Below are 18,487 nucleotides of genomic sequence, written 5' to 3' on the forward strand. Positions count from 1 at the left end.
AATCCGGATGCGATCCTCAGACACGGGCGCCTCCTACAAGGGTGCGGGCAGGCTTTGCCGGCAATGTCAGGCCGATCGGCGCTTCGTGGAACAGCGCCGCATCCATGGTCTTCAGCCGATCGGACACGAGAAGCGGAAACTCGGACTGGTCGAGGATATGCGTCTGCAGATCGACGCCCGGCGCGATCTCGGTCAGCATCACCCCCTCAGGCGTCAGCTTCATCACGCAGCGCTCGGTGACATAGGTGATGTCCTGGCCCTGCTCGATACCGCGACGGCCGGAGAAGGTGACGTGCTCGACCTCGTTGACCAGCTTCTTCAGCTTGCCTTCCTTGTCGATCACCAGTCTGCCACCTTCGACGGCAAGCTTCGCGCCGGCATTGAACATCCCGGAAAAGACGATCTTCTTCGCCCGCGCCGTGATGTCGACGAAACCGCCGGCACCGGCTGTCACATGCGGACGGAAGGAGAGTTTCGAGACATTGACCGAACCGTTGCGATCGATCTCAAGGAAGGACAGCAGCGAGGCATCGAAACCCGCCCCCTGGAAGTAGGTGAACTGATAGGGCGACGGCATGAAGGCGTCGGCATTCGACGCGCAGCCGAAAGCGAAGTCGAGCAGCGGCACGCCACCGACAGCCCCCTGCTCGATCACCCAGGTGACGGCCCCATGCAGGCCTTCCTCGAGCAGGATGCGCGGCACGTTGGCCGAAATGCCGAAGCCGAGATTGACGGCGCTTCCCGTCTGCAGTTCCTGCGCCACCCGGCGGGCAATCACCTTCTGGATGTTGAATTCCGGCACCCGGAAGCTATCGAGCGGACGGAAGATCTCGCCGGAGATCGCCGGATCATAAAGCGTCTGCGTCGTCTGCTTCTGGTCGGGGTCGACGACGACATAGTCGACGAGCACGCCCGGCACACGCACGTCGTGGGGTTTGAGCGAGCCTTCCTTGGTGACGCGCTTGACCTGGGCAATGACGATACCGCCATTGTTGCGGGCGGCCAGCGCCTGGTCGAGACCGCCGAGATAAGCGCCCTCATGTTCATAGGTGAGGTTGCCTCGCTCGTCCGCCGTGGTCGCGCGGATGATCGCCACCTGAGGCGCGATCGCCTTGAAGTAGAGCCAGTCCTCGCCTTCGAAGGAAACCTTCTTGACCACCGGTTCGGCTGCGGCGGAAGCATTCATGGCGCAGCCTTCACGCGACGGGTCGACGAAGGTGTCGAGCCCGACCTTGGTCATGACGCCGGGGCGCTTGGCCGCCGCCTCGCGGTGCATGTCGAACAGGATGCCGGAGGGGACGTTGTAGGCGGCCACCTCGTCGGCGCCGATCATCTGCCAGATCAAGGGCGGCTCGGCGGTCGACGGACCCGACGGATAGGATCCGCCGATGATCTTCTTCAGGAGGCCCTTCCTGGCGATGTAGTCGACACCCTTGATGCCGCTCATGTCGCCGGCGGCGATCGGGTGCAGCGTCGTCAGGTCGCGCGGATGGCCGGTCGCCTCGAACCGCTCGCCGATTGCCTTCAACATCAGGTCCGGGCAGCCAAGGCCGCTCGAGGACGAGACCGAAACGACCGCCCCATCGGGGATCAGAGCGGCGGCTTCAGCGGGTGAAATATGCTTGTTCATCGACATCAACTCAAAGTCCCGTTTCGATCGCCACGGCGTGGCCGGTCGCCGCCGCCTTGACGACGGCAAGCCCGGTTGCCAGCGACCAGACACCGTCCTCGCCGGTTGCCGACGGCTGGCCGTTGCCTTCGATGGCGGCATGGAAGGCGGCGAGCGCCGTCTCATAGAGATTGGCCGGATCGAGCGGCAGCAGGCTTTCGCCCTCGGCGTTGCGCAAGGTGACGGTGCCGACCGGCTTCTGCGTCATGACATTGCGGCCGATCAGCGAGCCCTCCGTGCCATGCACCTCGAACCCGGTTTCGGCAAATTTGGTGGTGAAGGCGTCGTGGAACTGGGCGATCACGCCGGAACGGAAGCGCAGGACGCCCATGACGCCGTCTTCCAGCCCCGCCTTGCCCATGCCGGCACAATGGCTGATGGCGACGGCTTCGGCCGGATCGTCGTTGAGCACGAAGCGCAGGGTATCGGCATCGTGCACGGTGATGTCGAGGATGACGCCGCCGCCGGCCTCGGGCCGCTCCAGCCGCCAGCCTTGCAGATGCGGCGGCAGATAGACGGCATGAAAGACCCTTGCGGCAATCGGCCGGCCAATCCGGCCTTCGGCGATAGCATCCCGCATCGCCCGGTGGGCGGCGGCGTTGCGCAGGTGATGATTGGTGGCCAGCACCACGCTGGCTTCGCGCGCAGCGACCACCATGTCGCGCGCATCCTCAAGCGTCATCGCCAGGGGCTTTTCGCACAGCACATGCTTGCCTGCGCGGATGGCCGCTAGCGTCTGCTCGCGGTGCAGCTCGTTGGTGGTCGAGACATAGACGGCCTTCACATCGGGATCACCAACCAGGTCCTCGACCGACGTCACCGACTTACCGATGCTGTTTTCCGTGGCATAGAGAGCACCGCGCTCGGCGCTGGTGCTCATCACGGAGATAACCTCGCCACCCGTCGCGCGGATTGCGCCGATCACCCATTCGCGCGCGATCGTGCTTGCGCCGATCAGACCCCACCCTGTCATGACAATGCCTCCCTCGTTTTGCGCTCGATCGCAGCACCGCAACTCTGGCGAACGACGAGACGCACCGAACCGATGATCGATTCTGCCTCTGCCCTTCCCGCATTGATCTGCTTCAGCAGCAATTCCGCCGCCCGCTGCCCCATGCCCTGCGGATCGACCGACACGGTCGTCAGCGCCGGCACCGCGGTCTTCGCCTCGATCACGTCGTCGAAACCGATCACGGCAAAGTCGGCGCCCGGCTCCAGCCGCCGCGCCCGCAGTCCGTCACAGACGCCGAAGGCGACCGCGTCGTTGAAACAAAGCGCGGCCGTCGGCCTGTCGGAAAGCATCATCGCCTGTTCGATCGCCGTCACGCCGCCGGCGCGCGATGGCGCCGAACCGATGACCAGTCCGTCGGCCGCATCGAGCCCGGCCTCAAGCAAGGCTTCGCGGTATCCGCGCATGCGCGCCTCGAACACTGCGGTATCGGGAAAGCCTCCAAGGAAGGCGATGCGGCGATGACCGCGCTCGATCAGGTGGCGCACGGCCGCCATGGCGCCGGCATGATTGTCGGACGTGAGTGACGAAACGCCGGCATCGGCGATATCGCGAACGACGAGCACGACGGGAATGCCGCTCTCGACCAGCGGCGCCAGATCGGCCGCCTCGGTGCCACGCGCCGGCGAAATGATCAGCCCGGAAACCCCATGCTCGCGCATCGAGGCCACCACCTCGCGCTGGCGCTCGATCTTTTCGCTGGTATTGGCGAGAAACTGGACGAAACCGGCCGACTGCACGACGGTATCGACGCCCACCGCCAGCTCGGCAAAGAAGCTGTTGGTCAGGTCGTTGACGACGATGCCGATGATCTTCGACTTGGATTGGCGCAAATTGGCGGCGCTGCGATTGTAGACATAGCCAAGCTCACGAATGGTCGCATTGACCTTGGCGCGCGTGACTTCATTGACCAGCGAGCTGCCCTGCAGGACGAGCGACACGGTCGACTTCGACACGCCGGCTGCGCGGGCAATATCGACCACCGTTACCCGTTCCTTGACCACAGCATCCTCCCAAACGTGCTCTATTTTTCACATTCATAATTGGAACGTTCCAAATTCGTCAAGAGGAATTTGCTTTTGGCGCGATGTTATCGGCCAAGACTGACCAAGAAAGCAGGGACATCCGCGACATTATCCGTGATCTTCGAATGCTGTTATTTAAGATAACATTGCCTATTTACAACGACTTATCGTGACGTTAGCGCCACTCTCACTGATCGATGACCACGCTTCGTGAGACGATGGCGAGAAATGCTGCTTGAAATTTGGAACGATCTAAATTATTCGAATGCAACGGTCCGAGGAGGAGACGAAAGCCGATGACAAGCCTGACGTTGCCACGCCAAGATGGTTCACTCGAGCAATACCGACTTGCCGGAACGCCGATCGAGCGGCCGAAGTCGGCACCGACCTTCAACCGCATCGCCTATGCCGCCGCCCACGTGGTCTCCGATCCGCTCCGCGATGCCGATCCCTGGGGCAATGCCGCCATCGACTGGGAGCAGACGATGGCCTTCCGCCATCATCTCTGGGGCCTGGGCTTCAAGATCGCCGAAGCGATGGACACGGCCCAGCGCGGCATGGGCCTGGCCTGGCCGGGCGCGCAGCAATTGATCCGCCGTTCGCTCGCAGAAGCCCGAACCGTGCCGGGGGCCGATCTTGCCTGCGGCGCCGGCACCGATCACCTTTCACCGGCCGACGCCCGTTCGCTCGACGATGTGATTGCCGCCTATGAGGACCAGATAGGCTTCGTCGAGGGTGAGGGCGGCCGCGCCATCATGATGGCAAGCCGCGCGCTTGCCCGCGTCGCCCGCTCGCCCGACGACTATCGCCACGTTTATGGCCACATCCTGCGCCAGACGAAGGGCAAGGTGGTGCTGCACTGGCTCGGCGACATGTTCGATCCGCAGCTTAGGGGGTATTGGGGAGCCGACGATTTCGATGCGGCGCTCGATGCCGTGCTGTCGATCATCGATGCCAACCGAGACAAGGTCGAAGGCATCAAGATCTCGCTGCTCGACAACGCGAAGGAAGTCGTGCTCCGCAACCGGCTGCCGGAAGGCGTGCTTTGCTTCACCGGTGACGATTTCAACTATGCGGAACTGATCGAGGGCGACGGGGAAAAATACAGCCACGCGCTTCTCGGCATCTTCGATGCGGTGGCACCTTCGGCCTCCAAGGCGCTCGCGGCCCTGGCCAAGGGCGATGTGGCCACCTTCCGCGGCGTGATCGAGCCGACGGTGCCACTGTCGCGCAAGATCTTCGAGGCTCCGACGCAATACTACAAGGCCGGCGTCGTCTTCCTCGCCTGGCTGAACGGCCACCAGAGCCATTTCACCATGCCGGCGGGCATGCAGTCCGCCCGTGGCCTTGTGCACTATGCCGACATCTTCCGGCTGGCCGACAGGGCCAATGTGCTCGACCGGCCGGACCTTGCCGTAAAGCGGATGCAGAACTTTCTCGCGACCCTTGGCGTAGAGCAGGCCGGCTGAAAGCGAAAACGGCGCCCGCGAGGGCGCCGTCCATAACCGGGGCAGGGACCTCGGCGAATTGCCTCAGAACGTCGCCGTCAGGCTCATCCAGAAACGGCGTCCCTCCATCACCGTGTTGAAGTCGGTCTGCTCGACCGTCTTGTCGAGAAGGTTGTAGACAGCCGCATTCAGCGTCAGACCTTCGCCGAGCGCATATTTCGTGCCGATATCGACGGTGGTGTAGGCGTCGTATTTCCGACCCTGCTGGCCGTTGATCGTCACTGGCTTGCCGTTGGTGCCGATGCGCGCGCCCGCGGCGATCTCCTCGCCATGGTAATTGACCGAAGCCCACGCTTCCAAACCCTCCACCGGCGTGAACCAGTCAGCCCTGAGATTGGCCATATGCTCCGGCGTACGGGCCAGCGGGAAGCCGGCATAGGTTCCGGTCATCTGTTCGGACTGCGTGTAGGTGTAGCTGCCGCGAAGCGTCAGATCGGCCGTCGCGTTCCATGTTGCCGTCAGTTCGACTCCCTGAATGACGGCATCGTCGATATTGTAGTTGTACCAGAGCCGGTAGTTCGGATCCTCGCTCCAGCGCACCGGATTGCCCGCGCCATCGAGCACCAGTGAGTTGGAGATCTTGTCCTTGAAGTCGGTGTAGAAGTAAGTGCCGCCGAGAATGACGTCGCCATTATCCCAGACCGCGCCGATTTCATAACTCGTGCTCGACTCGGCCTTCAGGTTCGGGTCGGCGATGATGACGCCGCAGGTGCCGGCCGGCCCATAGGAGCAACCCCCACCGCCTGTCGTGTAGGCATAGCCCGGCGCGATGCTGCGGATATCGGGCGCGCGGAAGCCGGTCGAGATGCCGCCCTTGACCGTCAGGCTGTCGGTCGCGTCCCAGACACCGTAAAGCCGCGGGCTGAGGTGGTAGCCATATTCCTCGTGGTGGTCGAGGCGCAAGCCGCCTGTCAGCGCGAAATTGTCGAGCATGCGCCATTCGTCTTCGGCAAACAGCGCCCACTGTGTAGCCGAGAATTTTTCGGTGAGACCGGTGCGCCGTCCGGGGTTCTGGTCTGACAGACGCGCCTCGAAATACTGCCCGCCGGTGACAAGCGTGTGGCTGCCGCCGAGGTCGAAGGGCGTCGTGAACTTGCCGTCGATGACGGTGTTGCGAACCTCGGGCGCGCGCGGTTGCTTGTCGAAGCGGCCTTGCGTCGCATTGTAGTTGTAGTTCCGCCGCTCTGCCCATTCCTGCAGGATCGAGAAATCGGACGTGGTCGGTCCCCAGCGCCCGGTGTGGGAAAACGACCAGTGATCGCGATCATTGTCGTTGTAGGTGCTGACGGCCCTTGGACCTGTCTCGATCGTCCTGCCGACATTGGCTTCGCGCCGAAGCCTTGCCGTGCCGCCCTCGAGGTAGAAGTCGTGGTCCTCGTTCGGCGTATAAGCAAACCGCGCCGTCAGGTCGTGCTCGCGGGCGCCGGTGATGCCGGACAGGAACGTGTCCTCGCCGCGCTTCAGCCCGCGCCCCCAGATCTGCATGCCGAGCGTATCCTTCAGGATCGGGCCGTTGGCATAGAACGACAGCTGGCCGGAATTGCCGTAGCGCGAATGCTGCTGCATCGTCGCATCCGTGGTGATCGAGCCGTTCCAGGTGTCGGAGACCTTGCGGGTGATGATGTTGATGACACCGCCCATGGCATCGGAACCATAGAGCGACGACATGGGCCCGCGCACGATTTCGATGCGCTCGATCGCGGCCGCCGGCGGCACGAAGCTTTGTTCGAAGCCGGAGTTGCCGTTGGTGCGGGCGTCGCGCGTGCTCTGACGCTTACCGTCGACGAGGATCAGCGTGTAGGACCCCGGCAGGCCGCGAATGAAGATATCGCGCTCATTGGCAACGCCGGTCACCGCAACGCCCTGAGCATCGCGCAGCGCATCGGTCAGGTCGCGGAACGAGCCTTTTTCCAGCTCCTCGCCGGTGACCACGGTGATGCTCGCCGGGGCATCCTTGACGTTCTGCTCGAAGCCCGTCGCGGTGACGACGATCTGTTCGAGCTCCGTGTCTTTCCCCTTGTCCTTGGCTTTCTGCGCCTGCGCTTCCATCGGCACCGTCAGCGCCGTGCCGGCAAGGCAGGCGTAGACAAAGCGCCGACGACGACCCGACGACCGTTGAGCGGACTTGCTCCAAACCGGTAACGCGAATGTGTGTAGCTCGATGCCTTTTTCGACCAGGCCGCGTGCCTCAATGCTCATCTTTGTCCCCACAAATAACTTGAGTATTATGGTCCACTTAGTTATTGGCGACACGGGTGACAACGACGCTGTTTTAGAACGCTTCTAAATTTGAACGGGAGCAAAACACCGGCTTCGAATATGCCCGACTCATGTTTGAGGGAACGACAGCGATGAAGGCTCAAGCGCAGGCGTCTTTAGCCTCGCACGAACGGCAGACCGATATGAGCAGGCTACGCCTGCTACTGGCGCTCGATGCGCTGTTGCGGGAAAACAGCGTCAGCCGTGCCGCCGCTGGCGTCGGATTGCAGCCCTCCGCAATGAGCCGGCTGCTGTCCCAGTTGCGCGAAGAGTATGGCGATCCGCTTTTCCTGCGCACAGGACACGGGCTGCGACCAACGCCTTTTGCTGAAACGCTGAGACTGCGGGTGCGCGCCCTTGCCGCAGAGACGGAGGCGCTTTTCGAACGAGCAGGCCCGGCCACAGCGGCCAGCCCTGAGGTGCATAGCGGCTGGGAGGGGGCAGGGCTGATCGCAGCGCCGCCGCTCTCAGTTCGACCAAGCCTAATGCTGGACGGCGAGCCGACACCCGAAGCCTTTGCCGCCAAGCTGGCGCGGATCGGCGACGATGCTGCCCCGCAACGCCGCCTCGCCCGCAGCATCGCGATCATCGGCACCGGTGCCGGCCGCAGCCGTCCGCTGAGCGAAGCGGAAGCGGAAGATGCCTTGGCAATCATCCTTGCCGGAGAGGCGGATCCTGTTCAGGTCGGCGCCCTGATGGCGGCGCTGCAATATCGCGGCGCGACCGCCGTCGAGATCGCCGGCTTCGTCAGGGCGATCCGCCGCCATGTCGGCGCGGTTTCGGCCGGCAAAGGCACGGCTGACCTCGACTGGCCGTGTTACCTCTCGCCGAAGCTGAAGACCGCACCGTGGTTCCTGCACGCAGCAAGGCTGGTGGCAAGAGCCGGCTACCGCGTCATGCTGCACGGCCATTATGGTCAGGAGGGCGCAGAGCGCGGCAAACTCGAAATCGCCGCCACCCGCGCCGGCATAGCCGTTTGCTCCTCGCTCGATGAGGCCAACATGGCGCTGGAAGAAACCGGGATCGCCTATCTTCCGCTACCGGCGCTTTCACCGCAGATCTACCGCCTGCTCGGCCTCTATGGGCTGATGGAAATGCGCATCCCGCTTGGTTCCGCCGTGCACCTCACCAACCCCACAGGCGCGCGCACGAGCCTGCTTGGGGTTGCCAATTCCGCAGCCCGAACCCTGAGCCGCGACATTGCGCTTTTGCTCGACGTGAAGGAGCTGACGATCCTCGGCAATACGCGTGACCATGCGGAGTTTACGCCCTATCGCCAGACACCATTGTTTCGCCTGGTCGGGGGCGAGGCCGCCGATCTCTTCATTCCGGCCCTGCCGACGCCACCGGCGGAAGCGCGCACTGGCCTCAGCACCCGCGAATACTGGGAAGCGGTCTGGACGGGAGCGGCCCGCGACGAACGCGCCGAGACGACGATCGTCACCACGGCAGCGGCAGCCCTTCTCAGCCTCGGCAATGCCGCGGACTTCGAAGCAGCCTGCGAGACAGCGCGGGCGCTTTGGGCGGGCCGATCGCGCCAAATGGCGCGATAAACCCGCCGCCGCGCCTCAGGCCGCCAGGCCCTTCTTGGCGAGCATCGCATCCGGGCTCGGCAGCTTGCCGCGGAACCGCTTGTAGGCGTCTTCCGGATCGATCGAGCCGCCGACCGAATAGACGTAGTCCTTGAGTTTTTTGGCCATGCCGGGGTCGAAGGGATTGCCAGTTTCTTCGAAGGCGGCAAACGCATCCGCATCCAGGACTTCTGACCACATGTAGGAGTAATAGCCGGCAGAATAGCCGTCACCGGAGAACACATGCAGAAAATGCGGGCTGCGGTGGCGCATGACGATCGACCGGGGCATGCCGATCTTGTCGAGCGTCGCCGCCTCGAGCGCCATCGGCTCGCTCTGCGTTTCCGCCGTGTGATAGGCCATGTCGACCAGGGCGGACGAGGTGAACTCGACCGTCGCGAAACCGGAGTTGAACGTACGTGCGGCAAGCACCTTGTCGAGCAGCGCCTCCGGCATCGGCTCGCCCGTCTGGTAATGCACCGCATAGCGCTTGAGGATATCGGGCACCGTCAGCCAATGTTCGTAGAGCTGCGACGGCAGTTCGACGAAATCGCGCGAGACGCCCGTGCCGGACACCGAGGGGTAGGTGACGTTGGATAGCATGCCATGCAAAGCATGCCCGAATTCGTGGAAGAGGGTGCGCGCGTCGTCGAGCGACAGCAGTGCGGGCTTGCCCTCGGCGGGCTTGGCGAAGTTGCAGACGTTGTAGATGATTGGCAGCTCGCCGACGGCACCGTTCTTGAGGGTCAACTTGTGCTGCGACTGGAACGAGCTCATCCAGGCGCCGGACCGCTTCGACGACCGTGCGAAATAGTCACCGAGGAACAGCGCCACCAGCTTTCCGCCGGCATCGCGGATCTCGAAAACGCGCACGTCAGGATGATAGCCGGCAATGCCCTTCTTCTCGGTCGCAGTGATACCGAACAGCCGTTGGGCTACATCGAAGCAGGCGTCGATGATCTTTTCGAGCTGCAGATAGGGCTTCAGTTCGCCTTCCGAGAAGTTGAATTTTTCGGCGCGCAGCTTTTCGGCATAGTGGCGCCAGTCCCACGGCATGACGTCATGATTGCGCCCTTCGGCGGCAACCAGCTTGGCAAGATCGGCCTCTTCCTCGCGGGCGCGGGCAACCGCCTTTTCCCAGACCTGCATCAACAGGCCGTTCACGGCTGAAGGTGTCTTGGCCATGGTGTTGTCGAGCTTCAGCGCCGCGTAGTTGTCGTAACCGAGCAGCTTGGCCTTCTCGGCCCTGAGCGCCAGGGTTTCCCCGATGAGGCCACGATTGTCGGTCTCGCCGCCATTTTCGCCGCGGGCGATCCAGGCGCGGAACGCCTGTTCGCGAAGCTCGCGATTGTCGGAAAAGGTCAGGAACGGTTCGATGATCGAGCGCGACAGCGTCACCGCATATTTGCCCTTTTCGCCACGGTCAGCGGCGGCGGCGGCCATCGCGTCGCGCAGGAAATCGGGAACGCCGGCTAGGTCCTCGTCGCTCTGAAGCAAGAGCGCCCAGCTCTTCTCATCGGCGAGCACGTTTTGGCCGAACTTGGCACCGAGGCCAGCGAGCGTCTCGTTGATCGCAGCCAACCGCTCCTGCTCGTCCTTGCCGAGCTTCGCGCCGGATTTGACGAAACCCTTCCAGTGCCGCTCCAGCACTCGCGTCGCCTCCAGATCGAGACCGAGGCCTTCGCGGTTTTCCCAGAGCGTGTCGATCCGCTTGAACAGCGCGGCATTCATGCCGATCTTGGAGTAATGCCGCGACATTTTCGGCGCGATGTCACGCTCCAACGCCTGGATGGTTTCGTTCGTGTCGGCACCGGCCTTGTTCCAGAAGATCGAGGAGATGCGCGACAGCTCGTCCCCGGCAATCTCGAGCGCGATCACGGTGTTGTCGAAGGTCGGCGCCTCAGGATTTCCCGCAATTTCGTCGATCTCAACCTCATGCGCCTTGAAGGCCGCCTCGAAGGCCGGCGCAAAATCCGTGTCCTTCACCAGATCGAAGCGAGGCAGGCCCTCATGCCCGGTCCAGGTCGTCAGGGCAGGATTGAGCGGGGTGCTGGCGGTCATGAAGGATCCTTTCGCATGCGGATGCCGGCCCAAGGCCGGGGAGGGAAGCGCCCGGAAGCCGCAGGGCATCTCGGGCGGAAGAGCTTGAGGTGGTCGCGGACGTCCCTGTCGTCAAGGCTTGGGCGTCAAGGCATTGACGTCAAGGCTTGCGCAAACCGAGAAGACCGGGGGCGGCATGCCACACGGCCTGGACGGCAAAACCGATGAACAGCAGGCCCGATAGCCGGACGATCGCCAGCTCATGGCGCCGATAGAAGCGCCGCACCACCGAAGCGCCGATGATGACGATCAGGATCAGGTCGGCGACAAGAAAGCCGATGAGCGAGACGCCGAGCAGCATCGGCAGCGCGTCGAACTCCAGTGCGTTGGCGGAGCCGGCGAGCAAGGCAGTGAAGGTGGCGAGCGCCACCGGATAGCCCTTGGGATTGGTCAGGCCGAAGATCAGCCCGCGCCGCAGCGGCTTCTCCACCGTGATCAGCGCCCTGTTGTCGCCTTTCGGCCGGGCACGCAGGGCGGTCCAGCCGATCCAGCCGAGATAAAGGCCGCAGAAGAGACCGAGAATATCGAAGACCGTCGTGCCGACGGAACGGGCGCCGATGATCGCAACCAGCGCCAGCGCCGACCAGAGGATATCGCCGGCGAGATGGCCCCCCATGAACAGCGCGCCTGCCTTGCGGCCCTGGCCGGCGCCGATGCCGAGCAAGGCGAGAAAGGCTGGCCCGGGAATGAGCGTATAGGAAAGGGCGGCGAGAAAGGCACCGATCAGCAGCGTCTCGGACATGGCAAGTCCCCGGTTGTTTCACCGGCCATTCGATCCCCCGCCAGCGATTCCGTCAAGCGGAAAGGCAAGGCGTTGGCGAATGTCGAAACGAAAATGCGCTTCGACCGCAGAGTGGTCGCGCGAAGAAACAATGTTAGCGATGGAGCGCATCGTTCCGGCGATTGCCGAAGATGAGGGCATTGATGCTGGCGCCGAGAAGCGCGGTGATCTCACGAGTGAAAGTGCGCATGGTCCGGGTCCTTCCGGGTGTTCGGGCGTTGGCGGCTTCAGGCCGCGGATGTGAGAATTCCATCCTTTCGGGTTGCGCGCTGTTTCTCCGGGAACGGGCGTCGGATCGGGACGGTGACGCACAATTCTTTCGTTACGATCATTTCCCTCGATACGAAGTTGCGCTAAGACGCGCGCGAGTTTTCCCCGCGAGAAGGACTTTCCATGACAGTGCGCAATCTCTTCCTTCTGCCCGGCGACGGCATCGGCCCGGAAGCCATGGCGGAAGTCCGCAAAATCATTGCCTACATGAACGCCGAGCTCGGCGCCGGCTTCGTCACGGACGAAGGCCTTGTGGGCGGCTCGGCCTATGATGCCCATGGCCAGGCGATTTCGGAAGGGGACATGGCAAAGGCGCTTGCCGCCGACGCCGTGCTGTTCGGCGCCGTCGGCGGTCCGAAGTGGGATGCCGTCCCCTACGAAGTCCGTCCGGAAGCCGGCCTTCTGCGCCTGCGCAAGGACCTGCAGCTCTTCGCAAACCTGCGTCCGGCCATCTGCTACCCCGCTCTTTCCGCCGCATCGTCGCTGAAGCCGGAACTGGTCGAGGGCCTCGACATCCTGATCGTGCGCGAGCTAACCGGCGGCGTCTATTTCGGCGAGCCGAAAGAAATCATCGATCTCGGCAACGGCCAGAAGCGTGGCATCGACACCCAGGTCTACGATACCTACGAGATCGAGCGCATCGCCGGTGTTGCCTTCGAACTGGCGCGCACCCGCAACAACCGCGTCTGCTCGATGGAAAAGCGCAACGTCATGAAGTCGGGCGTGTTGTGGAACCAGGTGGTGACCGAGACGCATAAGGCGAAGTATTCCGACGTTCAGCTCGAGCACATGCTGGCGGATGCCGGCGGCATGCAGCTGGTGCGCCAGCCCAAGCAGTTCGACGTCATCGTCACCGACAATCTCTTCGGCGACATGCTCTCGGACGTGGCGGCGATGCTGACCGGTTCGCTCGGCATGCTGCCTTCGGCCTCGCTCGGTGCACCGGATGCGGTGACCGGCAAGCGCAAGGCGCTTTATGAGCCGGTACACGGCTCGGCGCCCGACATTGCCGGCAAGGGCATCGCCAACCCGATCGCCATGATCGCGTCCTTTGCCATGTGCCTGCGCTATTCCTTCAACCTTACGAAGGAAGCCGACAACCTGGAAAAGGCGATCGCCACCGTGCTCGACAAGGGCATCCGCACCGGCGACATCATGGCCGAAGGCGCACGCCAGGTCGGAACGGTCGAGATGGGCGAAGCCATCCTTACGGAGTTCAAGGCACTGTCGGCCTGACCTGCGAAGAGCGCGCGCCCGGCGGGCGGCGCATTTTTTAAGGCACCTCCGGAGCGATCCGGAGGTGTTTTGCGTTCGGCGGTCTTGAATTTGGCGGCCGAACCGACACATGCAGGCAAATCCGCCGCGAGCCATGGGTGGGAAGAAGGACCGCGCCACATTTGCGCATGCAGACCGTTTGGGAAGGCAATGATGAATCGACCGCTCGCATCAACCGGATGGATCCTCGTGACGACGCTGATCCTCGTGCTTGCTTTCATCCCGCTCGATCCGTTTCTCTCGACGCGGGCGCAGGCCCTGCCTGAGAGCGTCGTCGCCTTCAACCGCCTGATCACCGACTTCGGCACGTTCGGCTGGATGATCTACCTCTCCGGCCTGGTGCTTGCAGTCGCCTTCATTCTGCGGCGTGCGGTTCGCAAGGCACCGCTTCAACGCAGGGCCCGCACCGTGCGCAACCTTGCCGCCTATTTCTTCCTGACGATCGGCACCGCCAGCGTGCTGGTGCATGCGCTGAAGTTCCTGATCGGGCGGGCAAGGCCGGAGCTTCTGGTCGATCTCGGCGCCTATAGCCTGACGCCTTTTACCGGCGACAATCTGTTCGAGAGCTTTCCATCGGGCCATTCGACGGCAGCCGGCGCCTTTTTTGGCGTCTTTGCCATGCTGCTGCCGAGACTTCGGCCGTTCTTTTTCGCTCTAGCGCTGGTGATTGGCGTTTCACGCGTCGTCGTCGGCGCGCACTATCCGAGCGACGTTGCCGCCGGGCTGTTGCTCGGCCTCTGGACGTCGCTGATGGTGGCGTTTCTCTTTGCCAAACGCGGCTGGCTTTTCCACGCCGACGAAGGCGGCTGGCCCATCCCCAAACGCTCGGGCTCCCGCTCATAAAAAAAGCCGGCGCGGAAGACCGCGCCGGAGTCAGGAGAGCCGTGATGCCTCTCGGGGAAGTCTTCGGAGCGGTTCCGGCTCAGACCTGAGTCTCAGAAACGCTCCGTCTCTTGCTTGTCACGCATTTCCTGGCGAAGGACCGCTTCGCCCTTTTTCTGGAAATGCTTCAGTCCATCGCGTGAATGTCGCGATCCTTGGTTTCCGGCAGGAACAGCATGCCGATAACAAAGGTGATGCCCGCAAAGATGATCGGGTACCAGAGACCGTAGTAGATATCGCCCTGGGCCGCGCTCATTGCGAAGGCCGTCGCCGGCAGCAGACCGCCGAACCAGCCGTTGCCGATATGGTAGGGCAGGGACATGCCGGTGTAGCGGATGCGGGTCGGGAACATCTCGACGAGCAGGGCGGCGATCGGGCCATAGACCATCGTCACGTAGATGACGAGAACGGTCAGGACCGCGACGATCTTCGTCCAGTTGACGTTGGCGGGATCTGCCACCATCGCAAAGGTACCGCCGCCGGCAATCGTGTAGACGGCCATCTCGGTAGCGGTGCCGACTTCGTCCTTCGTCAACAGCTTGTCGGTGACGAGCTTGTCGGCCGGAACCACGGTCTTTTCGCCACCGCGAACGGCAGCAGCATCGAGAGCCAGTTCCGGGTTGGCGGCAACGAAGCCGTCCAGCTTGGATTCCGGAACCTTTGCCGCACCACGAACCAGCGGGTAGCCGGCATCGTGAAGCGCCATGTTGGTCTGCTTTTCGAAGGCGCCGTTGGCAGCCTTGGCACCATCGCCTGCGGCAACGGCGTCGTAGCTGTTGATCGTCGTTTCGCCTATCTTGACCGTTGCCGGCGTACCGGCAGCTGCCGTCGTGACCACGTCATAGGGCACGGAGTTCTTGGTGAGGAACGCGGTTGCGATGTCGCACGAGGTCGTGAACTTCGCCGTGCCGGTCGGGTTGAACTGGAACTTGCAGTCGCCAGGCGCGGCGGTCACGGTCGCCCGTACCGTTGCCTGGGCCTCTGCGAGTGCCGGGTTGCCGGCCCAGGTCAGCGCCTTGAACAGCGGGAAGTAAGTCAGCATGGCAAGCAGCAGGCCGGCCATGATGATCGGCTTGCGGCCGATCTTGTCGGAGAGCCAGCCGAAGAACACGAAGAAGCCGGTACCGAGCAGCAGCGAAATAGCGACCATGATGTTGGCCGATTGACCGTCCACCTTGAGCACGCCCGTCAGGAAGAACAGGGCGTAGAACTGGCCGGAGTACCAGACAACCGCCTGGCCGACCACGGCGCCGAACAGAGCCAGAAGCGCGATCTTGGCGTTCTTCCACTGGCCGAAGGCTTCCTTCAGCGGAGCCTTTGAACCCTTGCCCTCTTCCTTCATCTTCTTGAAGGCCGGGGATTCGTTCATCTTCAGGCGGATCCAGACGGAAATGCCGAGAAGCACGCACGACAGCAGGAACGGAATGCGCCAGCCCCAGGCGGCAAAGGCTTCCTTGCCGAGAGCGAACTGCACGAGCAGGATCACCACCAGCGACAGGAACAGACCGAGCGTCGCCGTGGTCTGGATCCAGGAGGTGAAGTAGCCGCGACGCCCGTGCGGCGCGTGCTCGGCCACGTAGGTGGCAGCACCGCCATACTCACCGCCGAGCGCCAGGCCCTGCAGCATGCGCAGGACGATGAGCAGGATCGGTGCAGCGATGCCGATCTGGGCAGCGCCGGGCAGGATGCCGACCAGGAAGGTCGACAGACCCATGATCAGGATCGTCACGAGAAAGGTGTATTTGCGGCCGACGAGGTCACCGAGGCGACCGAAGACCAGAGCGCCGAACGGGCGAACCAGGAAGCCCGCGGCAAACGCCAGAAGCGCGAAGATGTTTCGCGTCGTTTCCGGATAGGAACTGAAGAAGGTCGCGCCGATGTAAACGGCAAGCGAACCGTAGAGATAGAAATCGTACCATTCGAACACGGTACCAAGCGACGAGGCGAAGATGACCTTCTTCTCCTCGCCGGTCATCGGACGCGTCTTTGCGTCGTCCGCAGTCGCGACATTTGCCATTTTGTTTATCCTCCACTCCAAAACAGCCCATTGGAGCGCCCATTGGCTGGCTCGAACATTCCTCCCAAGAACGTCCGAACGTGGTGCGCCTGATCACAGGATGTCAGAAAAGAAGGGCCGCAGGCAGGGATGCTTTGGGCTTATGACTTTCGTCTAAGAAATCCCGGGTTTTCAGGAGCGCAGCGCTGCCGCGGGCGGTTGCCGGTAGGCGAGCATCGCCGGCAGCACCGCGAGGACGGCTGCGAAAGCGAGAATGACCGAGACAAGAAATCCATCGCCGGCCGCGAACATGACGGGCATGGCAACGCCGCTTTCGGCAGAAAGATATCCGGCTATGAATTTCGCGGCACCGAAGCCGAGCGAAAAACCGAGAAGCACGCCGGATGCTGTCAGCGCAAACAACTCGCTCCAGACGATGACGAACACCGCCCGGCGCGGCGCGCCGAAAGCGCGCAGCGCCCCGATCTGCCGCCGGCGCTGGCCGACATGCAGGACTGTCACGAGCAGGATCGCGGCGGCAACCAGAACCTGGGCGCCCGTCGTCACCCCGACGAGCACCTTCTTAGCGTCGCCGAGCGTGGCATAGAGATTGGTCAGCACTTCGCCCGGAAAGACCGCCAGCGTCGCGTTGTCGCGATAATCCTGGCGAAGCTTGTAGGCGTCGGCGATCGATTTGGGTTTGACGAGGATCGCCGGCAGGCCGGGCGTGACCTTGCTCCAGTCCTCATCGAGCGCCGCGTCCGCCTCTATAGGCTGATGAGCCGCTTCGCCACCGGACGCGTGTTCGTCATGGGCGTGGTCGTGATGTGCGTCAGCCTCGTCGTGTTCGGCTTCCATTCCATGAAGCGCCCAGACGGCCTGCATCGGCACGAGAATGGCGCGGTCCCAGGCGGTTCCCGTGGGCTTGAGGCGCCCGACGATGCGGTAGGAAAGCTCGGTGTGGGCGTGGCCGCCAAGCTCGGCAAGCCCATGGGTCGGCTTGACCGCATAGTCGATCGGCAGATCGACGGCAGCGCCGACAACAGCCTCGCCGGCGACGGCGAAGACACGTCCTTCGGCAAGCGCTTCGAGGTCGCGCACCAGCCCGGAGGAAGTGCCGACCACCGCATAGCCGCCAAAACTGTCGCCGAACCCGACCGGCGCTGCGGAGGCAACGCGCGGGTCGGCGAGAAGGCGCGGCAGGACCGTGCCATCCATCAGAGGCAGTGGCGAGGGCTGCAGGAAGATCGACGACAGCACGAGCTGCGTCTCGCTGCCGGGGGCACCAATCACAAGGTCAAACTTGTCGGCAGCACGGGCGCTGCCGAGCCGAAGCGCCCGCTCCTGCAAGGTGACGGCAACACCGAGCGCCGTTGCCAGCGCCACCAACAGGACGACGACGAGCGAACCTGCCCACAGACGCCGCAGATCCGCAAGGATAAAGCCGATCATGCCGCACGCTCCCCGATCACGCCGTCTTCGACGATGCGCCCGGCGACAAGCCGGATGCGGCGGTCCAGACGTCGGGTAAGGGCCGGGTCGTGCGTCGCGACAACAAGCGTGCAGCCGCTTGCACGGGAAAGCTCGATCAGCAGGTCGCCAACGGCATCGCCGGCATCGCTGTCGAGACTGGCAGTCGGCTCGTCGGCTATGACCACACCGGGCCGGCGCAGAAGAGCCCGGGCAATCGCCACCCGCTGCATCTCGCCGCGCGACATGGTCTCGATCATCTGTGTCGGCCGGGCGAGCCCGACGCGCAGCAGCAGATCCTGCGCACGGGCACGGATATCACGGGCCATCGCGCCGGAAAGCCGTGCAGGCAGCAGAACGTTCTCGAACGCGCTCAAACCCGGAAAAAGATGAAAATTCTGCAGGACGAGGCCGATATTGGCACCGCGCCAGCGATCACGGCCGCCTTCGGAAAGCGTGCAGATATCGACGTCGCCCCAGAGGATGCGACCCTGTCCGACCCGCTCCAGGCCGGTCAGGATGCTGATCAGCGTACTCTTGCCGGATCCGGACGCACCGGTGAGCGCCACGCGGCTGCCGGCTGGAATGCTCAAGCTATCGATCGCAAGGGCCGGCGCGGCCAGCCCGGGAAAGCGCATATCGATCCCTTGAAGCTGAAGACCAAGCATACGG

General features: G+C 63.4%; 13 protein-coding genes. 4 read left to right on the top strand and 9 right to left on the bottom strand.

Annotated elements, in window-relative coordinates; genetic code table 11:
* Positions 1 to 16 precede the first annotated feature (16 nt).
* The 3 genes from AC07UR_RS15225 to AC07UR_RS15235 are packed head-to-tail and all read right to left on the bottom strand — an operon-like array spanning position 17 to position 3,682.
* A complete protein-coding gene (locus tag AC07UR_RS15225; protein ID WP_209790369.1) occupies positions 17 to 1,636 on the bottom strand; it encodes an acyl CoA:acetate/3-ketoacid CoA transferase in 1,620 nt (539 codons plus the stop codon).
* A 4-nt stretch (positions 1,637 to 1,640) separates the two neighbouring features.
* Positions 1,641 to 2,642: a Gfo/Idh/MocA family protein gene (locus AC07UR_RS15230; protein WP_209790368.1), complete on the bottom strand. Its 1,002-nt coding sequence runs from the start codon at positions 2,640 to 2,642 to the stop codon at positions 1,641 to 1,643.
* Positions 2,639 to 3,682: a LacI family DNA-binding transcriptional regulator gene (locus AC07UR_RS15235; RefSeq protein WP_209790367.1), complete on the bottom strand. Its 1,044-nt coding sequence runs from the start codon at positions 3,680 to 3,682 to the stop codon at positions 2,639 to 2,641. Before AC07UR_RS15235 ends, AC07UR_RS15230 begins: the two co-directional genes overlap by 4 nt.
* A gap of 317 nt (positions 3,683 to 3,999) precedes the next feature.
* Here AC07UR_RS15235 and AC07UR_RS15240 point away from each other — a divergent pair, with 317 nt between their 5' ends.
* The gene (locus tag AC07UR_RS15240) at positions 4,000 to 5,172 is read left to right on the top strand and encodes a dihydrodipicolinate synthase family protein (RefSeq protein WP_209790366.1); all 1,173 of its coding nucleotides are present in this window, start codon (positions 4,000 to 4,002) and stop codon (positions 5,170 to 5,172) included.
* 63 nt (positions 5,173 to 5,235) lie between these two features.
* On the opposite strand, the gene AC07UR_RS15245 is transcribed toward AC07UR_RS15240, so the two are convergent.
* A complete protein-coding gene (locus AC07UR_RS15245; RefSeq protein WP_234941838.1) occupies positions 5,236 to 7,260 on the bottom strand; it encodes a TonB-dependent receptor domain-containing protein in 2,025 nt (674 codons plus the stop codon).
* A 353-nt stretch (positions 7,261 to 7,613) separates the two neighbouring features.
* Here AC07UR_RS15245 and AC07UR_RS15250 point away from each other — a divergent pair, with 353 nt between their 5' ends.
* Positions 7,614 to 9,023, top strand: a complete 1,410-nt coding sequence (locus tag AC07UR_RS15250) for a glycosyl transferase family protein (protein ID WP_234941817.1) — start codon at positions 7,614 to 7,616, stop codon at positions 9,021 to 9,023.
* A 15-nt stretch (positions 9,024 to 9,038) separates the two neighbouring features.
* Here the strand turns inward: AC07UR_RS15250 and AC07UR_RS15255 are convergent, their stop codons facing one another.
* A complete protein-coding gene (locus tag AC07UR_RS15255; protein ID WP_173418426.1) occupies positions 9,039 to 11,102 on the bottom strand; it encodes a M3 family metallopeptidase in 2,064 nt (687 codons plus the stop codon).
* 139 nt (positions 11,103 to 11,241) lie between these two features.
* Positions 11,242 to 11,883 (bottom strand): LysE family translocator, encoded by a 642-nt coding sequence (locus AC07UR_RS15260; protein WP_209790363.1) that lies wholly within the window; start codon positions 11,881 to 11,883, stop codon positions 11,242 to 11,244.
* A gap of 432 nt (positions 11,884 to 12,315) precedes the next feature.
* Between AC07UR_RS15260 and leuB the strand changes: the two genes are divergently transcribed.
* On the top strand, positions 12,316 to 13,428 hold the full coding sequence (gene leuB / locus AC07UR_RS15265) for a 3-isopropylmalate dehydrogenase (protein ID WP_173418428.1): 1,113 nt from the start codon (positions 12,316 to 12,318) through the stop codon (positions 13,426 to 13,428).
* Between the two features lie 192 nt (positions 13,429 to 13,620).
* Positions 13,621 to 14,310 carry a phosphatase PAP2 family protein gene (locus AC07UR_RS15270; protein ID WP_173418429.1) on the top strand — a complete coding sequence of 230 codons (690 nt, stop codon included), beginning with the start codon at positions 13,621 to 13,623 and terminating at the stop codon, positions 14,308 to 14,310.
* A gap of 166 nt (positions 14,311 to 14,476) precedes the next feature.
* On the opposite strand, the gene AC07UR_RS15275 is transcribed toward AC07UR_RS15270, so the two are convergent.
* The 3 genes from AC07UR_RS15275 to AC07UR_RS15285 all read right to left on the bottom strand — a co-directional run bounded on the left by AC07UR_RS15275 (position 14,477) and on the right by AC07UR_RS15285 (position 18,483).
* A complete protein-coding gene (locus AC07UR_RS15275) occupies positions 14,477 to 16,366 on the bottom strand; it encodes an MFS transporter (RefSeq protein WP_209790362.1) in 1,890 nt (629 codons plus the stop codon).
* 171 nt (positions 16,367 to 16,537) lie between these two features.
* The gene (locus AC07UR_RS15280; RefSeq protein ID WP_209790361.1) at positions 16,538 to 17,797 is read right to left on the bottom strand and encodes an ABC transporter permease; all 1,260 of its coding nucleotides are present in this window, start codon (positions 17,795 to 17,797) and stop codon (positions 16,538 to 16,540) included.
* Complete coding sequence (locus tag AC07UR_RS15285) at positions 17,794 to 18,483, bottom strand: ABC transporter ATP-binding protein (RefSeq protein ID WP_209790360.1); 690 nt, start codon at positions 18,481 to 18,483, stop codon at positions 17,794 to 17,796. Before AC07UR_RS15285 ends, AC07UR_RS15280 begins: the two co-directional genes overlap by 4 nt.
* Positions 18,484 to 18,487: the final 4 nt, after the last annotated feature.

It is taken from the genome of Ensifer sp. GW821-FHT05G01 (assembly GCF_059419585.1).